The sequence below is a fragment of the Sphingobium sp. V4 genome, from assembly GCF_029590555.1.
Taxonomy (GTDB): Bacteria; Pseudomonadota; Alphaproteobacteria; order Sphingomonadales; family Sphingomonadaceae; genus Sphingobium.
This window is the reverse complement of record NZ_CP081001.1, coordinates 2,058,795-2,076,571: the sequence shown is the minus strand read 5'-3', so window position 1 is coordinate 2,076,571 and position 17,777 is coordinate 2,058,795. Positions and strand designations below refer to the sequence as shown.

At 66.8% G+C, this 17,777-nt stretch carries 19 protein-coding genes; 7 read left to right on the top strand and 12 right to left on the bottom strand.

Annotated features, from left to right (window positions below):
• Positions 1-7: 7 nt before the first annotated feature.
• Entirely contained in the window at positions 8-907 is a 900-nt protein-coding gene (locus K3M67_RS10320) for a DMT family transporter (protein WP_285831428.1), read from the top strand.
• Here the strand turns inward: K3M67_RS10320 and K3M67_RS10315 are convergent.
• Positions 904-1,662, bottom strand: a complete 759-nt coding sequence (locus K3M67_RS10315) for an enoyl-CoA hydratase-related protein (protein ID WP_066857955.1) — start codon at positions 1,660-1,662, stop codon at positions 904-906. The genes K3M67_RS10320 and K3M67_RS10315 overlap by 4 nt on opposite strands.
• Before the next feature lie 102 nt (positions 1,663-1,764).
• Between K3M67_RS10315 and K3M67_RS10310 the strand changes: the two genes are divergently transcribed.
• The 3 genes from K3M67_RS10310 to K3M67_RS10300 all read left to right on the top strand — a co-directional run bounded on the left by K3M67_RS10310 (position 1,765) and on the right by K3M67_RS10300 (position 5,632).
• Entirely contained in the window at positions 1,765-2,760 is a 996-nt protein-coding gene (locus tag K3M67_RS10310; protein ID WP_285832927.1) for a bile acid:sodium symporter family protein, read from the top strand.
• A 107-nt stretch (positions 2,761-2,867) separates the two neighbouring features.
• Positions 2,868-4,034 (top strand): aromatic ring-hydroxylating oxygenase subunit alpha, encoded by a 1,167-nt coding sequence (locus tag K3M67_RS10305; protein WP_285831427.1) that lies wholly within the window; start codon positions 2,868-2,870, stop codon positions 4,032-4,034.
• Positions 4,031-5,632 (top strand): phytoene desaturase family protein, encoded by a 1,602-nt coding sequence (locus tag K3M67_RS10300; protein ID WP_285831426.1) that lies wholly within the window; start codon positions 4,031-4,033, stop codon positions 5,630-5,632. Before K3M67_RS10305 ends, K3M67_RS10300 begins: the two co-directional genes overlap by 4 nt.
• Before the next feature lie 85 nt (positions 5,633-5,717).
• Here the strand turns inward: K3M67_RS10300 and K3M67_RS10295 are convergent, their stop codons facing one another.
• From K3M67_RS10295 to K3M67_RS10260, 8 genes are all read right to left on the bottom strand, one after another.
• A complete protein-coding gene (locus K3M67_RS10295; RefSeq protein ID WP_285831425.1) occupies positions 5,718-6,146 on the bottom strand; it encodes a DUF2147 domain-containing protein in 429 nt (142 codons plus the stop codon).
• Between the two features lie 132 nt (positions 6,147-6,278).
• The gene (locus K3M67_RS10290) at positions 6,279-7,268 is read right to left on the bottom strand and encodes a type II secretion system F family protein (protein WP_066861808.1); all 990 of its coding nucleotides are present in this window, start codon (positions 7,266-7,268) and stop codon (positions 6,279-6,281) included.
• A gap of 17 nt (positions 7,269-7,285) precedes the next feature.
• Positions 7,286-8,284, bottom strand: coding sequence for a type II secretion system F family protein (locus tag K3M67_RS10285; protein ID WP_285831424.1), 999 nt, complete (start codon positions 8,282-8,284; stop codon positions 7,286-7,288).
• A 61-nt stretch (positions 8,285-8,345) separates the two neighbouring features.
• The gene (locus K3M67_RS10280) at positions 8,346-9,629 is read right to left on the bottom strand and encodes a nucleotide-binding protein (RefSeq protein ID WP_066861815.1); all 1,284 of its coding nucleotides are present in this window, start codon (positions 9,627-9,629) and stop codon (positions 8,346-8,348) included.
• Between the two features lies 1 nt (position 9,630).
• Entirely contained in the window at positions 9,631-10,290 is a 660-nt protein-coding gene (locus tag K3M67_RS10275) for a CpaD family pilus assembly protein (RefSeq protein ID WP_066861818.1), read from the bottom strand.
• Between the two features lie 16 nt (positions 10,291-10,306).
• Entirely contained in the window at positions 10,307-11,803 is a 1,497-nt protein-coding gene (locus K3M67_RS10270) for a type II and III secretion system protein family protein (RefSeq protein WP_066861821.1), read from the bottom strand.
• Between the two features lies 1 nt (position 11,804).
• Positions 11,805-12,818, bottom strand: coding sequence for a Flp pilus assembly protein CpaB (gene cpaB, locus K3M67_RS10265; RefSeq protein WP_066861824.1), 1,014 nt, complete (start codon positions 12,816-12,818; stop codon positions 11,805-11,807).
• A 51-nt stretch (positions 12,819-12,869) separates the two neighbouring features.
• Complete coding sequence (locus K3M67_RS10260) at positions 12,870-13,343, bottom strand: A24 family peptidase (RefSeq protein ID WP_066861828.1); 474 nt, start codon at positions 13,341-13,343, stop codon at positions 12,870-12,872.
• A gap of 51 nt (positions 13,344-13,394) precedes the next feature.
• Between K3M67_RS10260 and K3M67_RS10255 the strand changes: the two genes are divergently transcribed.
• The 3 genes from K3M67_RS10255 to K3M67_RS10245 are packed head-to-tail and all read left to right on the top strand — an operon-like array spanning position 13,395 to position 15,678.
• Positions 13,395-14,378 (top strand): alpha/beta fold hydrolase, encoded by a 984-nt coding sequence (locus K3M67_RS10255; protein ID WP_285832926.1) that lies wholly within the window; start codon positions 13,395-13,397, stop codon positions 14,376-14,378.
• Positions 14,375-15,478: an NAD(P)/FAD-dependent oxidoreductase gene (locus K3M67_RS10250; RefSeq protein WP_084439178.1), complete on the top strand. Its 1,104-nt coding sequence runs from the start codon at positions 14,375-14,377 to the stop codon at positions 15,476-15,478. The genes K3M67_RS10255 and K3M67_RS10250 overlap by 4 nt, the downstream gene beginning before the upstream one ends.
• Positions 15,479-15,501: 23 nt before the next feature.
• Entirely contained in the window at positions 15,502-15,678 is a 177-nt protein-coding gene (locus K3M67_RS10245) for a YegP family protein (RefSeq protein ID WP_285831423.1), read from the top strand.
• 49 nt (positions 15,679-15,727) lie between these two features.
• On the opposite strand, the gene K3M67_RS10240 is transcribed toward K3M67_RS10245, so the two are convergent.
• The 3 genes from K3M67_RS10240 to thrB all read right to left on the bottom strand — a co-directional run bounded on the left by K3M67_RS10240 (position 15,728) and on the right by thrB (position 17,775).
• Positions 15,728-16,171 carry a hypothetical protein gene (locus tag K3M67_RS10240; protein WP_285831422.1) on the bottom strand — a complete coding sequence of 148 codons (444 nt, stop codon included), beginning with the start codon at positions 16,169-16,171 and terminating at the stop codon, positions 15,728-15,730.
• Positions 16,172-16,266: 95 nt separating this feature from the next.
• Entirely contained in the window at positions 16,267-16,713 is a 447-nt protein-coding gene (gene rnhA, locus K3M67_RS10235) for a ribonuclease HI (RefSeq protein ID WP_285831421.1), read from the bottom strand.
• Between the two features lie 84 nt (positions 16,714-16,797).
• A complete protein-coding gene (gene thrB / locus K3M67_RS10230; RefSeq protein WP_285831420.1) occupies positions 16,798-17,775 on the bottom strand; it encodes a homoserine kinase in 978 nt (325 codons plus the stop codon).
• Positions 17,776-17,777 lie beyond the last annotated feature (2 nt).

Sequence of the window (17,777 nt, the reverse complement as noted above, 5' to 3'; positions counted from 1 at the left end):
GTGCATTATGTTGCACAATGCTGCCCTGGACAAGCCCGGCCGGAACCACCTGATGATCGGCCGCCCCGAACTTGCGCTCATCGGCGTGACGATCCTGTGGGGCGGCACCTTCCTGATCGTCCATAATGCCGTGCAGATGACCGGGCCGTTCTTCTTCGTCGGCCTGCGGTTCGGTACTGCGGCGCTGATGGCGCTGCCCTTCGCCCTGCCGGCGCTCCGCGGGCTGACTGCGCGGGAGTTGCTGGCGGGGCTGATGATCGGGGTCGGCATTTTCGTCGGCTATTCGCTCCAGACCTGGGGATTGCAGACGATCAGCAGCAGCACGTCCGCCTTCATCACCGCCGCCTATGTGCCGCTGGTGCCCATCCTGCAATGGATCATCCTGCGGCGGCCGCCTCGTCTGGCGAGCTGGATCGGTGTGGCGCTGGCCTTCATCGGCCTGATGCTGATCGCCGCGCCGGGCGAGGGGCTGGCCCTGGGCAAGGGTGAGGCGCTGACATTGGTCAGCACGCTGGCGATCGCGCTGGAGATCATCTTCATCAGCCTGTGGGCGGGCAAGGTCGATGTCGCGCGGGTGACTCTGGTGCAGCTGGCGGTGACGGCCCTGCTCGCCTTCGCCTGCATGGTTCCGGCGGGGGAGAGCGTGCCGCCCTTTTCCTGGACGGTGCTGCTGTCGGCCTGCGGCCTGGGGGCCATGACGGCGCTGATCCAGTTCGTCATGAACTGGGCGCAGCGCAGCGTGTCGCCGACGCGGGCGACGCTGATCTATGCGGGCGAGCCGGTATGGGCCGGGATCATCGGCCGCATCGCGGGCGAGCGGCTGCCGCCCATGGCGCTGCTGGGCGGGTTGCTGATCGTCGCGGCGGTGATCGTGAGCGAGATCCGCTTCGGGCGGAAGCCGGATTAGCCCCGCCGGAACACCGGGGCGCGTTTTTCGAAGAAGGCGGCGAAGGCTTCCTGGGCTTCCGGAGAGGCGAGGGTTTGGCGGAACAGGCGGGCTTCCTCCTCGATCCGGGCGGTCAGCGCGGCAGGATCGCCCTTCATCAGGCGGCGCGTGGCGGCGAGCGCCTGGGGCGGCTTGCGCATCAGCGCCGTCGCCTTGGAGCGAGCATGGTCGAGCAGGGCGTCGCCGGGCACGATCGCGGTGACGAGGCCGGCGCGATCGGCGCTGTCGGCGTCCATCGGTTCGCCCAGCAGCAGCATCGCCGCCGCCTTGGCATGGCCCATGGTTGCGGGCGCGAGCAGGCTGGAGCCGGCTTCGGGCACGATGCCCAGATTGACGAAGGGCATGACGAAGCGCGCGTCGGGGGCGGCATAGACCAGGTCGCAGTGGAACAGCATCGTCGTGCCGACGCCCACGGCCAGCCCCTGGACAGCGGCGACGATCGGCTTGTCGAAGGCGGCGATGGCGCGGATGAAGTCGAAGGCGGCCGCGCCGCCCTCCGGCCCGGCCATGAAATCCTTGAGGTCGTTGCCCGCGCAGAAGGCGTCGCCCCGGCCCGCGAACAGCACTGCGCCGATGTCCGCGCGGGCGGAGGCATCGGCCAGAGCGGCGGTCATGGCGCGATACATGGGGCCGGTCAGCGCGTTCTTCTTGTCGGCGCGGTCGATGTGGATTTCGATGATGCCCTGGTCCTCGATGATCGCGATATGCTCGCTCATGGCGGCAGCCTCTCCTTGTCTATGCACAAGGGGAAGTTGTTGGCGCAGGCCGGGCGCCCCGTCTATCCCCCTCGCGATATCGCCGATCGCCCGGACATGATGATGAACCGCCTGCGCCAAGCTCTCGATCCCTTCCTGTTGCTGCTGGTCGCGACCGTTGCCCTAGCGTCGGTCCTGCCGGCGCGGGGGCGGGGGGGCGATATTGCGGGCGCGGTGGCGGATGCCGGCATCGTGCTGCTTTTTTTCCTGCACGGCGCCAAATTGTCGCGCGAAGCGATCTGGAGCGGGGCGCGGGCGTGGAAACTGCATCTGGCGACGCTGGGCACGACCTTCCTCGCCTTCCCGATTCTGGGGCTGATCGTGGCGCGATTCGGGTTCGTGCCCGCGGACATGCGGGCCGGGCTGTTGTTCCTGACGCTGCTGCCATCGACGGTGCAATCCTCCATCGCCTTCACCGCGATCGCGCGGGGCAATGTGGCGGCGGCGGTGGTCAGCGCTTCCTTTTCCAACCTGCTGGGCATTTTCCTGACGCCTCTGCTGGTCGCGCTGCTGATGCAGCGGAGCGGGGTTGGGGGCGGGAGCCTGGTCTCGCTCGCGTCGATCGAGGGGATCGTGCTGCAATTGCTGCTGCCCTTCGTCGTCGGCCATCTGATGCGGCCGTGGATCGGCGGATTCGTGGCGCGGCACAAGGCGATGCTGGGTCGGGTCGACCGGGGGTCGATATTGCTGGTAGTCTATGCCGCCTTCTCCGCCGCCGTGGTGGAGGGGCTATGGTCGACAGTATCGAGCCAGGAACTGCTGGTGCTGGCGGGGATCGGCATCGCGATGCTGGCGGTGATCCTGCTCTTCACGCTGGCGCTGGGGCGGATGCTGGGCCTGTCGCGGGAAGACGCGATCGTGCTGCAATTCTGCGGGTCCAAGAAGAGCCTGGCGTCGGGCGTGCCGATCGCGGGCGTGCTGTTCCCGGCAAGCGTGGTCGGCCCGATCCTGCTGCCGATCATGATCTTCCACCAGATCCAGTTGATGGCCTGCGCCCTGCTGGCGCGGCGCTATGGCGCGCAGGCGCTGGTCGAAGCAAAGCCTGCGCCCGCTGAATGAGCGTCGGCCAGCGGTCCACGGGCAAAAAAATGACAGCGAAATGGACAGCTGAATCGACTTTTTGCACGCCTAATATTATACATACGTAAAATTGAGGGGCGACGCAGGTGGAGCAGGCGGGACAAGACCGGACGGACCCGGATGCGGGATGGAGCCTGCCGGCCTGGACCTATGCCGACGCCGAATTTTTCGGGGTGGAGGTGGACCGCATCTTCCGCCCGTCCTGGCAGATCGTCGCCCATGAAAGCGACCTCGCCGCGTCCGGCGATTTCCAAAGGCTGGACTATATCGGCGAAAGCGTGCTGATCATCCGCGGCGATGACGGGGTGGTGCGCGGCTTCACCAATGTCTGCCGCCACCGGGGCGCGCGGATCGTCGATGAGGCCAGCGGCTGCGCGAAGAAGCTGGTCTGTCCCTATCATGGCTGGACCTATGAGACGGACGGGCGGCTGACCGGCGTGCCGATGAAGGCCAGCTATGGCGCGGGGTTCGACCTGGCCGATCATGGACTGGTCCCGGTCGAGGTGGAGAGCTGGCAGGGCTTCCTGTTCGTGCGGCTGGAGGATGATGGCGGGCCGTCGGTGGCGCAGATGATGGCGCCCTATGCACAGGACATCGCTCCCTATCGCTTCGCGGACCTCCGCGCGCTGGGGCGGGTGACGGTGCGGCCGCGGGCCGTGAACTGGAAGAATATCGGCGACAATTATTCCGACGGGCTGCATATCGCGGTCGCGCATCCGGGGCTGAAACGGCTGATGGGCGATGGCTATGGCGTCGAGGCGTCCCCCCATGCCGACAAGATGTGGGGGGCGATTCTGGACCGTCCTTCGGCAAACCTGTCCGAACGCGCCTATCAGCATTTCCTGCCCCCGGTGCCGCACCTGCCGCCCGATCGGCAGCGGCTGTGGACCTATTTCAAGCTCTGGCCGAATTTCGCCTTCGACATCTATCCCGACCAGGTCGATTTCATGCAGTGGCTGCCGGTTTCGCCGACGCAGACGCTGATCCGCGAGATCAGCTACGCCCTGCCCGATGACCGCCGGGACATGAAAGCGGCGCGCTACCTCAACTGGCGGATCAACCGGCAGGTCAATGCCGAGGATACGGAGCTGGTCGGCCGGGTGCAGGCGGGGATGGCGTCGGCCAGCTTCACCGTCGGTCCATTGAGCGAACAGGAAGTCGCGCTGCGCCATTTTTGCGGACGGGTGCGCGATCTGATCCCGGAGGCGCGGCAGCATCACGCGCCGGGGATGGGGTGGAGCAAGCTGGCATGAGCAAATCCTACGATGCCGTCATCATCGGGGGCGGGCATAATGGTCTGGTCTGCGCCTTCTATCTGGCGCGGGCAGGATATAGGGTTCGCATCCTTGAGCGGCGCGATGTCGTGGGCGGGGCGGCGGTGACGGAGCAGTTCCATCCCGGCTTCCGCAACTCGACCGCCAGCTACACGGTCAGCCTGCTCAATCCCAAGGTCATCCGCGACATGAAGCTGGCGACACATGGCTATCGCGTGATCGAGCGGCCGATCAGCAATTTCCTGCCCCAGCCCGATGGCGGCTACCTCAAGCTGGGGGGCGGGCTGGAGCGGACGCAGGCGGAGTTCCGCAAGTTCAGCGCGAAGGATGCCACGACGCTGCCCGCCTATTACGAGGCCCTGGAAGTGGTGGCGGATGTGCTGCGCGAGCTGGTGCTGAAAAGCCCGCCCAATGTCGGCGACGGGCTTGGGATGGTCGTCGAGGCGGTGAAGCAGGGGCGGCGGGTGGCTGGCCTGGGATTGGAGCAGCAGCGCGACGTGCTGGACCTGTTCACCAAGTCGGCGCGCGGTTTCCTCGATTCATGGTTCGAAAGCGACGCCGTGAAGGCCGCCTTCGGGTTCGATGCCGTGGTCGGCAATTATGCCAGCCCCGACACGCCGGGCAGCGCTTACGTCCTGCTGCACCATGTGTTCGGCGAGGTGAACGGCAGGAAGGGCGCATGGGGCCATGCGGTCGGCGGCATGGGCGCCATCACGCAGATCATGGCGAAAGTGGTGCAGGCGATGGGCGTGGAGATCAGCCTGGAGGCGCCGGTCGAGCGCGTCCTGGTCGATGGCGCGCGCGCGGTCGGCGTGCGGCTGGAGAGCGGCGAAGAGGTGATGGGGGGCGTGGTGATCGCCAATGTCGGGCCGAAATTGCTCTACCAGCGGATGATGGTGGAGAGTGACCTGCCGGCCGATTTCGTGAGGCGCATCGGCGCGTTCAAGGCCGGGTCGGGTACGTTCCGCATGAATGTGGCGCTGTCCGCGCTGCCTGACTTCACCTGCCTGCCGGGCGCGGGGGAGCATCACCGGTCGGGCATCATCCTCGCGCCGACGCTGGACTATATGGACCGCGCCTTTCTGGACGCGAAGCGGGACGGCTGGTCAAGGCAGCCGATCGTCGAGATGCTGATCCCGTCGACCATCGACGACAGCCTGGCGCCGGAGGGATGCCATGTGGCGAGCCTCTTCTGCCAGCAATTCGCCCCCGAACTGCCGGACGGACGCAGTTGGGACGATGAGCGGGAGGCGGCGGCCGACCATATCATCGCGACGGTGGAGGAACACGCGCCCGGCTTTGCCAGGAGCGTGATCGCGCGCCAGATCCACTCGCCGCTGGACCTGGAGCGCAAATTCGGGCTGGTCGGCGGCGACATCATGCATGGCAACCTGACGCTGGACCAGATGTGGGCGGCGCGCCCGGTGCTGGGCCATGGCGCGTATCGCGGGCCGGTGAAGGGCCTCTACATGTGCGGCGCGGGCACCCATCCGGGCGGCGGCGTCACCGGCGCGCCGGGGCATAATGCGGCGCGGGAAGTGTTGAGGGACGGCGCGATCTGGCGGCGGTGGCGATAGAGCGACGGTAATATGGGATGGCCGCTTTCGAGCGGCATCGCACCGCGCTTGACTGTCCGCTTCTGCTCGCCAGCCGGCCTTCGTCCTATCGCACGGCCGTCCAGGTCTGGGTCTTGCAGAAGAAGGCGATGCAGCCCTGCACCTTCAATGTGCCGTCGCCGTTGCGGCTGACCTTGCTGCTGTAGCTTTTGCCGCTTTCCGGGTCGTAGATCGTGCCCTTCCAGATGTCGCCGGCGTCGGTGAAGCCCGAAAGCAGGGCCAGGCCGACCAGCGGCTTGGCGCGCAGCGCAGGGTCGGGGTTCCTGATGTCGGTCTGCGGGCGGCCGGGGGTGGGCTTCACGATCCGTTCGATCCTGCCGCAAAGCTGGCGGCCGCAGGGGGCGATGTGGACGATCGCCTTGCCGTCCACCGTGGCCCAGCGGCCGGTGACGGGCTGCGCCGCCTGGGCGGGCAGGGCGGCGAGGCTGGCCAGCGCGACGGCAGTAAGGCCGGCGGTGGTGCGGATGATGGTCATGCGATCCTCTCTTCTTTCCTCTTACGTTAGCGGAAATAGAGGAGGAAAACCGGTCATTCCAGCGCTTTATCGCTCGGACGGTGGCGGGGTCGCCGGGACGCTACGGCAAGCGCCCCGGCCGCGACCCATTTTTCAGAAAGCGGTGCTGATCGAGCAGGCGGCCGGACCCAGAATGACCACGAACAGGGTCGGCAGGATGAAGAGAATCAGCGGCACCGTCATGATCGCGGGCAGGCGGGCGGCCTTTTCCTCTGCGCGCATCATGCGTTCGTGGCGGAACTCGGCCGACAGTACGCGCAGCGCGCTGGCCAGCGGAGTGCCATATTTCTCGGTCTGGATCATGGTCGTGACCACGCCCTTGACCGCATCCAGCTTCACGCGGGTGGCGAGATTTTCGAACGCCATGCGCCGTTCGGTGAGGAAGGACAGTTCGATCGCGGTCAGCTGGAACTCGTCGCCCAGTTCGGGATAGGCCTTGCCCAGTTCGCGCGCGACGCGGTTGAAGGCGGCGTCGACGGTCAGGCCCGCCTCGGCGCAGATGACCAACAGGTCGAGCGCATCGGGCAGTCCCTTGCGGATCGCGGCCGACCGTTTCTGCACCTTGTTGTCGATATAGATGTCGGGCGCCTTGTAGGCGAGCAGCAGCGCGACCGCGAAGGCGAAAAAGCGCTTTACCGGTCCCCATTCGGGTTCGATGCCCACGCCATAGAGCAGGATCGCGGCGGCGCCGCCGATTACGATCGGCAGGATCATGCGGCCGAAGATGACGGCGACCGCCAGATCCTTCGACCGGATGCCGGCCTGCGCCAGCCGGATCTGCGCGTCCTTGAGCTGGTCGTCCTGCAACACCTTCAGGCTGGAGAGGAAGGACCGCATCTGGTCCGTCGTCTGGTTCTTCTGCACCAGCTTGGCGCGGCGCTTGGCGGTGGAGGCGGTAATGCCGGCCTTGAGCTGTTCGCGCCGTTCGTTCAGCGCCTTGACCCGCTTGGCCATCGGGTCGCGCACCGTCATCACGGCATAGAGGGCGAAGAGGACGGCGAGCGTCGCAAGGCCCGCAAGCAGGGTGCCGAAATCGGTGGCGGTCATGCCGAACAGGGTGCCGGCGGGGGTGGGTGCGTCCATGATCTAATCGCTCCCCATCAAATCTCGAAATTGACCATCTGGGCCATGATGAAGGCGCCGATCGCCATCCAGCACATGCCGCCGATGCCGATCACCTGCATCAGCGATAGCCCGAAAATACCCGCCGGATCGGGGGTGAAGAAGGGGCTCATATAGTTGAAGTTGATGTAGCAGATCATGCCGAACACCAGGAAGGGCAGGACGCCGATGATATAGGCCGATGCCTTGGATTCGGAGGACATGGCGCGGATCTTGAGCTTCATCTGGGCGCGCTGGCGCAGCACGGTGGCGAGGTTGGACAGGGTTTCGGCGAGGTTGCCGCCGGTTTCCCGCTGGATCGACAGGGTGATGACGAAGAACTGGAATTCGGGCGTGCCGAGGCGATCTGCGGTTTCCTGAAGCGCCTGCTCCATGGTCCGGCCGATCTTGATGCGTTCGGTGATCAGCTTGAATTCCTCGCCCACCGGCCCCGGAATTTCGCTCGACACGATGCCCAGCGTCTCGGCGATCGGCAGGCCCGAGCGCAGGCCGCGCGTCAGCAGTTCGAGCGCATCGGGCAATTTGACGGTGAACTGGTTGATCCGCCTGGCGATCAGGCGACCGACCCACCAGTGCGGCAGGCCCAGGCCCGCGGCCAGGCCCACCATCATCGCGAAGAGAAAGGGAAAGCCGCGCAGCATCAGGAAGGCGGTGATGACCAGGAAGGTCACGGCGCAGGCCGTCATATACTGGCTGAGCGTCCATTTCCGGCCGGTCATCTTGATGCGCTTGGCCAGATTGTCCGGATTGGGGATCAGCGACACCAGCATCTTGGCTTCGGTGCCGGTCGGCCGGTTGGAAATGGCCTTGCGCATCCGCGCTTCGAGTAGTGCCTCGGCCGATTCGCTGTGACGGCCACGGATCAGGGCGACACGGCGCTTGCGCGCCTTGTCCGGCGACGGACCGGCGAAGGCGACCAGGACGAGGCCCAGCATCGTCGCCACCAGCACCGTTATCAACAGGAAATTGCCGTCCATCTCTTTGCCTGTCCTTCGTGGGCCTGTCCTTCAGGGGCGGCCGCCGGGCGGCGGCGCACCGTCAATCTTCCAGCGCGGCCTTGTCCTTGCGGCGCGACGGGATCATGCTCTTGAAGTCGATCTTGCCGAGCAGGGAGTCCCCCTTGCGCGCCGTCGGCTTGATGGCACCGCCGTCATCGGCCTCCGCCGCGCCCAGCGCTTCGTCGAGCAGGGTGGCGCAGGCCGCGCCGACCTTGCTGCCCTTGGCGGTTTCGGCGAGCGTCTTGCCGAGCTTGGCCGCCTGCGACGCGATGCGCAGGTCAAAGGGGATGAGGACATCCACCTTGCGCTCGATCGACTGTTCGAAATCCTTGCGGCTGATTTCCGGCGATCCGGGATGGACGCGGTTGGCGACGACCACCACGCGCGACTGGGGCGCGTTGGTCTTGAGCCAGGACAGGATGCGGATCGTGTCGCGCGCCGCCGCCAGCGTCAGTTCCGTCACGACCAGCGTCAGATTGACGTCGCTCATCAGGTGCGGATGCTGGATCAGCATGTTGCGCGGCAGGTCGATGACGCTGCATTCGAAGGCGAGGCGGAATTCCTCCAGCAGCTGGTAGAAGGCGCCGCCGTCGGTCAGCATCGGCTGGCTGATCGGCGCTTCGGCCGACAGGATCGCCAGCGTGTCGCTGGCCCGCACCATCGCGCGTTCGATGAACAGCCCGTCGATGCGGCTGGGATTTTCGATCGCGTCGGTCAGGCCACGGCCCGGTTCCAGGTCCATAGCCAGCGCATTGGTGCCGAAATGGACGTCGAGGTCGAGCAGGGCGGTCGGGCGCTTCTTCTTTTCCGACAGCATCCAGGCGAGCGAGGTCGCGACGGTGGAGGCGCCCACGCCCCCGCGCGTCCCCACCACCGCCATGGTGCAATGGGGGCGTTCCGGTCCCGCGTCGCGCGGCGCCATGAACACCGCCTGCGCCTGCGCCAGCGCGTCGCGCAACTGGTCGGCGCCGAAGGGCTTGAGCAGATAGTCCTGGATGCCGCTGGCGATGAGATCGCGATAGAGGCGCACGTCGTTCACCTGGCCGGCGGCGATCACCACCGTGCCGGGTTCGCACACTTCGGCGAGGCTGTTGATGTCGTTGAGCGGATCGCCGCTTTCGGACATGTCGACGAACAGGATCTGCGGCGATGCCGTGATCGACAGGCTCTGGACCGCGTTGCGCATCCCGCCCTTGTTCACCTTTTCGGGTGCCCAGCCCATTTCGGCAGTGACCGCGCGCAGCATGTCGAAACTATGATCGTCGCAGACGAAGGCGTGGAACGGATCGCGCAGGCCCGCGCCGGGTTTCCAGGGTGCGTTCATGTTACTGGGCTCCCGCGGTTATCTGCTTGAGTTCGCCTGCGCCCGTCGGCGGCTTGTCGCGATAGGTGGAGATCGCGCGGTTGGAGGTGGCGGTGCGCAGGTCGCTGTCGCTGCTCTGGCCACGGACCAGATCTTCCGGATTGGCGATCATGGCGGCGAGGTTGCCGTTGAGCGCGCAGCCATAATTGGCCGAGGCGCCCAGGTTCATGTCGGCTTCCTGCTTGTCGCTCCAGTCCGGGCAGCCCGGCACGCTGGCGGACGCGCGGCGCACGATCAGGCGGACGCTGCCCTGCGGCGCGGCGCCGGCGACCGCCGAGCTGTCCTCGCCCACCAGCAGGCCGTGGCGCGCCACGACATCGGCGATGCCTTCACGCAATGCGGGACCATAATAGGCGTCGGAGACGATCGCCACCTGATCGCCATAGCCAAGGCGGATCGAGGCGAACCAGTCGGCGAGGCGGCCCGCCTCGACCGGGGTCAGCGTGTCGCCGGGGCCGGCCTGCACGTCGAAGGTATAGCTGGCGTAGCTGACCACCGGCTGGTGGACGGATTCGACGCTGCGATTGGGACTGTCGGTCATGCAGCCCGCGAGCGGCAGCGCCAGCACGGCCAGCGCACCCAGCGTCCTGATCGACAGACGGGTCTGGAGAGGGGAAGTCATGTCTTTCATCCTTCCGTCAGAAGCTGAAGCCGGGGGCGGCGCTGGCATTCTTGCCCGATTTCCGGTCGGCGCGGGCCAGCGGGGCCGCGGGCAGGGACGCTTCCGGGCCGGGCGTGGGCATCGGCGCGCCGGGGGCGCGGCTGGGCATGGCCGGCCGGGCGCCGCTCACCCCGTCATGCCCCTGTTGCAGGAACAGGCCCTGGCCCACATTGGCGTTGCGGAAGCCGTCGGTCGGCAAATGGATGTCGGATGCATTGACCGGCTTCACCAGATAGGGGGTGACGACGATCACCAGTTCGGTCTCGTTGCGCTGGAACTGGCGCGACTTGAACAGGCTGCCCAGGATCGGCAGGTTGCCCAGGCCCGGCACCTTGTTGATATTGTTCGCAGCCTCGTTGTTGAGCAGGCCCGCGATCATGAAGGCCTGGCCCGAACCCAGCTCCACCGTGGTTTCGGCGGTGCGGCTCTTGAGCGCGGGGACATTGGCGTTGATCGAGAAGTCGAGGCTCGACACGGTCGGACGGACGCGCAGAGAGATACGGCCGTCGGCCAGCACCGTGGGCGTGAAGGCCAGCTGCACGCCATATTGCTTGAATTCGATGCTGTTGCCCTGGGTACCGTTGCTGACGGTGTAGGGATATTCGCCGCCCGCCAGGAAGCTGGCGGTTTCGCCCGATAGCGCGGTCAGGTTGGGCTGCGCCAGAACGGTGGCGAGGCCACTCGATTCGGCGAGGTCCAGCGCGCCGGCAATGTCCATGCCCAGGATGCGTGCGACGCCGCCAAGGCTGTAGCCGCCGTCCACCGGGGTCGTGAATTCCCAGCTATTGTCATCTGCATTGAACTGAGCGAAATCGCGCAGGCCTCCGCCGACACTGCCGAGCACCTTGCCGCCCGAGCGGTCGATGCTGGTGAAATTGGTGCCGATCTTGTGACCGATATCCTTGGTTACTTCGGAAATCTTGACCTGGAGCATCACCTGGAGCGGGGTCGCCATGCGCAGGCGGCTGACGACGGTCACCTCCTTGCCGACGAAGGCTTGCGTGAGGCGTTCGGCCTCGGCCGCGTCTTCGGGCGCCTTGATCGTGCCGGTCAGCAGCACCATGCCGTTCATGTTGTTCACGGCGATGTTCGCGTCGGGCATCGCGACATGCAGCATGTCGTCCACGCTGGTGATGTTGTTGCCGACGCGCACGGTGCCGGAAAACAGCACCTTGCCGTTGGGCGCGGTGGCGAAGACGGTGGTTTCACCGGCCTTCTTGGCGATCAGGTAGAGCTGGTTCTGCGAGCGGACATGGACGTCGACCACCTCCGGGTTGGCGATCACCACGTCCGACATCCGCGCCGGCAGGTTGACCACCCGGCTGCCGCCGACCGACATCAGGATCGCACTGTCCTGCCTGGCGGAAGGAGCCGCGTTGAGCGCCGTGACCGGCGTGGCGAGCGTCGCGGCGGCCAGGCCCAGCGCAATGGCGGGGGCGGCGGCGCGCATGGCGCGATGATGCAGGATCTTCATCTTACTTCCCCCCGACCGGAACTTCGGTCACGTTGGTGCCCCGTGCCACGCGGATCACCGGCCCCCTGAAGGCGACGGTGCCCATGGGCGCGCCGTTGGCGGCCGCCATGGCCGGCACGGGCGCTTCGGCCTTGGCCGGGACCGAGCTGCGCTGGTAGCGCGACACGTCGGCGCCGGTGGAATAGGTGGAGCCGCGATCGACCGGGCGCGAGGCCAATTTGGTCAGTATCGCCTTTTCCGAGGTCGGGCTGGCGCCGTCGGGCAGGTCGACATCGGTGCCCGCGATGGCGGCGTCGAGTTCCGATGCGGTGTCGGCGATCGAGCGCAGCGACATGGACAGCGAACCGATCGTCTGGGCGACCGCGATCTTCTCCGCGATCTTGGGCGTCACTTCGATCGTGACGTTGGAATAGGTCTGAACCACGGGCTTGCCGTCGGCGCCCATCGCATCCATGCGCTGGTCGGTGGCGAGCACGCGCAGGTTGCGCAGGATGGTTTCGGACACCTTGAGCGGGGCGCCGTCGCCGCCGCCCGACACGCTCTGCGTCAGGACGAGGTCGATCCGGTCACCGGGAAAGACGAAGCCGGCGACCGAGCTTTGCGCCGATACGGGCACCGTGACGGCGCGCATCCCCGGCCCGAGCGCGGCGGCCAGGAAGCCGCGGTCGCCCGGCTTGACGAGTCCGCCCTGGGTCAGCGGCTGGCCCGCCGAGATGGCGGTCCGCACGACCGAGCCGGCGAGCTTGGCCGGATCGGCCTGGCCGCGCAGATAATAGGCCTGTTCGACCAGATCCTTGGGCCAGGGCTGGAAGCGGAAACTTTCCGCATCCAGGATGGTGCCGACCGGCAGCGCCTTGGTCGCGACCAGCACATGCGGCAGGTCCGCTTCCGCCGGCATGGCGGCGGCATTGACCTGTGGCGCGCTGGATGAACTCAACATGCTGCGCGCAAGCAGGGCTGTAGTAACGGCTATGATCAGCGCGCCTACCAGCAGCACGATCTTCTTAGCATCCATGACGAAACTCGCCTCCCTCAAGCGGCAGCACTGCCCCCAGTGCTCCACTCATCAAGCAAAATGGTTAAGATATCGTTCGCCAATCAGCCACAGGGCTGCGATCGAGATGGCGACTCCATAGGGTATTTCGGGTTGGCCGGGCCTTTTCGCCCAGCGATGGTGCAGCAGCGTGACCAACGTGACCAGGCCGCCCAGCAGTGCCATCAGCACGATAAGACTGAGCATCGCCTGCCACGGGAACCAGAGCGCCAGCGCGCCCAGCAGTTTGACGTCGCCGCCGCCCATCATGCCGATCGCGAAGAGCGCGGCGAAGACCATGAAGACGAGGGCGCCGGCCAGCAGTTGCAGGGCCATGCCGGGCCACGGGTCCAGCCCGCTCGCGAGCCACCAGAGTGGCGCCAGCAGCGCCACGGCCAGGTTCAGGCGGTTGGAGATGATGCGCGAACGCAGATCGGTGATCGCCGCCGCGATCAGCAGCGCGCCCAGGGCGATCATCAGCGCCAGCCGGAAATATTCCCCCAACATGGGCACTATTCCCTAGACCGCATGGCTTACCAAACCGTAACCATGGACGGCATGGATTCGCCCGATTTCCGCTCCGCTTACCCTCCCGCCGCCGCTTTCGATCGGCGCGCCTGGCCGATGGGCGGGCGGCTGGATTACTGGCAGGCGTCCGATGGCTGGGCGATCCGCCGCTACCGGCTGGGCTCGGGTACGCGCGGACGGATGCTGTTGCTGAACGGCCGTGGCGACATGATCGAGAAATATCTGGAGGTGATCGATCATATGGCGCGGCGCGGCTGGGCCGTGACCAGCTTCGACTGGCGCGGGCAGGGCGGATCGGGACGGCTGACCGATGATCCGATGTGCGGCCATGTCGGGGATTTTGCCGATTATATCAGTGATTTTCGGGCGTTGGCGGACGATTGGCGCGCCGAAGGGCAGGGGCCGGCGGTGATGCTGGGCCATTCGATGGGCGGCCATATGCTGCTGCGCGCGTTGGCGGAGGGGATGCCGCCGCCCGACGCCGCGGTGCTGGTCGCGCCGATGCTGGGGCTGCACAGCGCGCCGATGCCGCGTTGGCTGGCGGTGGCGGTCGCGCGGCTGATGGTAGCCATGGGACGGGGCGACCGGCGCGCCTGGACGCAGAAGGAGGATAGCGAGCGGCAACGGCGGATGCGCCAGAAAAGACTGACCCATGATCCCGCCCGCTATGCCGACGAACTATGGTGGCGTGACCATAGTCGGGACATCGCGTTGGGGCCGCCGAGCTGGAACTGGGTGGCGCAGGCGCTCGATTCGACTCGGGCGCTGGCCGAGGGGCCGGGGGTCGCGCAGGTCGCCTGTCCGTTGCTGATCCTGGCGAGCGAGGCCGATCGGCTGGTGTCGACCGCTGCGATCCGGCAGGTGGCGGCGCGGCTTCCCGACGCGCGACTGCATATCTATGGGCGGGAGGCCGCGCACGAGATATTGCGCGAGCTGGACCCGGTTCGGTGCGACGCTCTGGACCGGATCGAGGCCTTTCTGGACGAGACTGCGCGGGACGAGATTGCGAATTGACCCATTTCGACATCGTGATCGTGGGCGGCGGCATGGCCGGCGCGAGTCTGGGCGCGCTGCTCGCCGCCGATGCGCGGGTGCTGATCCTGGAGATGGAGGAGCGCGCGGGCTATCATGCCACCGGGCGGTCGGTCGCCTTCTGGGAGGAAAGCTATGGCGGCCCGGTGGTACAGCCGCTGACGACCGCGTCGGGGCCGCTGCTGGCTGCGCCGGACCCCGATTTCCATGAGGGCAGCTTCCTGTCGCCGCGCCGGACGCTGCATGTTGGGCGCGCGGAGGACGCGCCGCTGCGCGACGCGCTGATCGCGCAGTTCGCGGGGAAGGTCGATCTCCGCCCGGTCGATCCGTGTGCGCTGGTGCCGGGACTGCGCCCGGACTGGACGCTGGGGGTGATGGAGGCGAGCTGCCAGGACATCGACGTGGCCGCGCTGCATCAGGCCTGCCTGCGCCGCTTCCGCCGGCTGGGTGGCGAGGTGCGGCTGGGCGCGGCGCTGCTGGGCGCGCGGGCGGCGGACGGCGGCTGGCGGATCGAGACGCGCGACGGGCCGGTCGGATGCGGCGTGCTGGTCAATGCGGCGGGCGCCTGGGCCGACGCGGTGGCGCGGCTGAGCGGCGTGGCGCCGGTCGGCATCGCGCCGCTGCGACGGACGGTCGTGCAACTCCAGGTGCCCGACCTGCCCTCGCCCGACCTGCCGCTGATCATGGACCTGCGGTCGCGCTTCTATTTCAAGCCGGACGGGCCGGGGCGCATCTGGCTGACCCCGCATGACGAGACGCCATCGCCACCCTGCGACGCCGCGCCCGAGGAACTGGCCGTGGCCGAGGCGATCGCGCGGTTCGAGGAGGCGGTCGACTGGCGGATCGGACGGATCGAGCATAAATGGGCGGGGCTGCGCAGCTTCGCGCCCGACCGTGCGCCGGTCTATGGCTTCGATCCGGTCGCGCCCGGCTTCTTCTGGTTCGCGGGGCAGGGCGGGTTCGGCATCCAGACCGCGCCAGCCGCGGCGCTGCTGGGGGCTGCGCTGCTGACCGGATCGGCGATGCCGGAAGCGGTTGCCAGCATTGACGCGGCTGCCTATGGTCCGGGTCGGTTTCGGTAGCGCAACAAGCCGGGAGAATGGACATGGCCCACAAGTTCGTGATCGAGAAGAACAAGGCCGGCGAGTTCGTCGCCAAGTTCAAATATAATGCCGAGGTCATCTTCTGGACCGAAGGCTACAGTTCCAAGGCTGGCGCGAAGAACGCGATCGATTCCATCCTGAAGAACGGCCCCGGCGCGCCGGTCGAAGAGGCGGAATAAGCGGGGCGTCGGACGCGCGCTGGTCGTTCCCCGTGCATGGGGGCGCGCATCAGAAGCGCAAGGAGAGCCCTTCGTTCACCGCAAGCGCCGCCCATCGCGCCGTCAACTCGTCAAGCCGGACGCGTATGGCTTCGACATCATTACCGGATATTGGCACGCTGCCATGGCCCCGTGCATCGCAGGCGTGCCGATAGGTGGCGAGCAAATCCGCCGCCGACACGTGCCCGCCCCACATTTCAGCCTGCAATGCTTCGACCAGTCGCTCCACGGCGGCTTCATTGTCCTCGCCGCCCGCCGTGAAATCCGCTGCCTGACCGTCTTTCAACAGCGACAGGAAGCCGCCATGGGCGAGCACGCTTTCCACCGCATAATGGACCATGTCGTGAGGAATGATGCCTTGTTTCGGGCATGGGATCGTCTCTGACGCACCCTCGTCTCGAAGGATGGTCAACTCGTCATATTTGCCCGAGCGCTTCACAAATTTGAGTTCCATGCGCAAAGCCTGTCAGTCAGAAGGCCGCCCGCCAGCAGAGTCCGGAGCCGCGCGGGCTTTGGCCTTTGGTCCTTCCGGCCCGCCGGTGGTCCGTCCTATTTCCGGAACGTCTCTGCTGCCGCGCAGGCGAGTTGGTCGGCGCGTTCGTTTTCGGGGTGGCCGGCATGGCCCTTCACCCATTTCCACGTCACCTGATGGCGCGCCGCCGCCTTCAGCAACGCCTGCCAGATCTCGACATTCTTGACCGGCTTGTTGTCGGCGGTCCTCCAGCCCTTCTTCTGCCAGCCGAAGACCCATTTGGTGATGCCGTCCATCACATATTTGCTGTCGGTGTGGAGCGTGACGCGGCACGGCTTCTTGAGCGTGTTGAGCGCCTCGACCGCGGCCATCATCTCCATGCGGTTGTTGGTGGTCTGCGCCTCGCCGCCGGAGATTTCCTTCTCCGTGTCGCCAAAGCGCAGCACGGCGCCCCAGCCGCCGGGGCCGGGATTGCCCTTGCAGGCGCCGTCGGTGAAAATGTCTACGGTCGGAAGGTCGGTCATAATGTCTCCTCCGTTCGGGTCGCGCGTGTCTAGAACGGCGCTTGACGCGTCTCGACTTCGCCCGAAGCGAACGGATGTTGTTTCTCAGGCGCCCAGCAATTCCGCCGGATCGGCCTTCGCGTAGAAGTCCAGCCGGCGCAGATAGGCAAGCGGGTCCTTCCGCGTCACCAGCGCATCGGCCGGCGTGTTGATCCAGTCATAGGCGCGCGTCAGCAGGAAGCGCAGGGCCGCGCCCCGGCACAGGATCGGGAAGGCGGCGCGCTCGGCCTCGGTCAGGCCATGGGACCGGGCATAGCCCGCACCCAGCGCCGCCGCGCGATCGCCGAACCAGGTCGCGCCGTCATTGCTGAACACCCATGCGCTGTGGGTGACGGCCAGGTCATAGGCGCGGATGTCGGTGCAGCTGAAATAGAAGTCGATGAGGCCCGTCACCTCCTCCCCCAGCATCAGCACATTGTCGGGGAACAGATCGGCATGGATCACCGACCGGGGCAGGTCGGCGGGCCAATGGGCGTCGAGGAAGGCGAGTTCCTGCGCCACACGCGCGGCGAGGCCGGGCTGGATCTCGTCGAAATCGTCGCCGCATCGGGCCGCCAGCGCGTGCCAGCCATCCTTGTCGAGCGCGTTGCGGCGTTCGCCCGCAAAGCCCTGCGCCGCCTTGTGCAGTTCGCCCAGCGCCACGCCGGCGGCGCGCGCCTGGCCGGGGGTGGGTTCGGTGACGGAAATGCCGGTCAGGAACTCGATCAGGCAGGCGGGGCGGCCCGATAATTGCTGGAGCCGCCGGCCTTCGCGATCGGCGATGAAGCGCGGAACCTGACAGCCGCGCGCGCCCAGATGGTCGAGCAGGTCCATGAAGAAGGGCAGGTCGGCCTCGTCCACCCGCTTTTCATAGAGGGTCAGGATATAGCGATGACCATGTCCGTCGGCGCCGGTGGTTTCGAGCAGATAATTGCTGTTCTCCACCCCTTCGGCAATGCCCTTGGCCGATACCAGTCGGCCGGCGTCATAGCGCGCGAGGAAGGCGTCGATATCCTCGGCGGGGACGTGGGTGTAGACTGCCATGG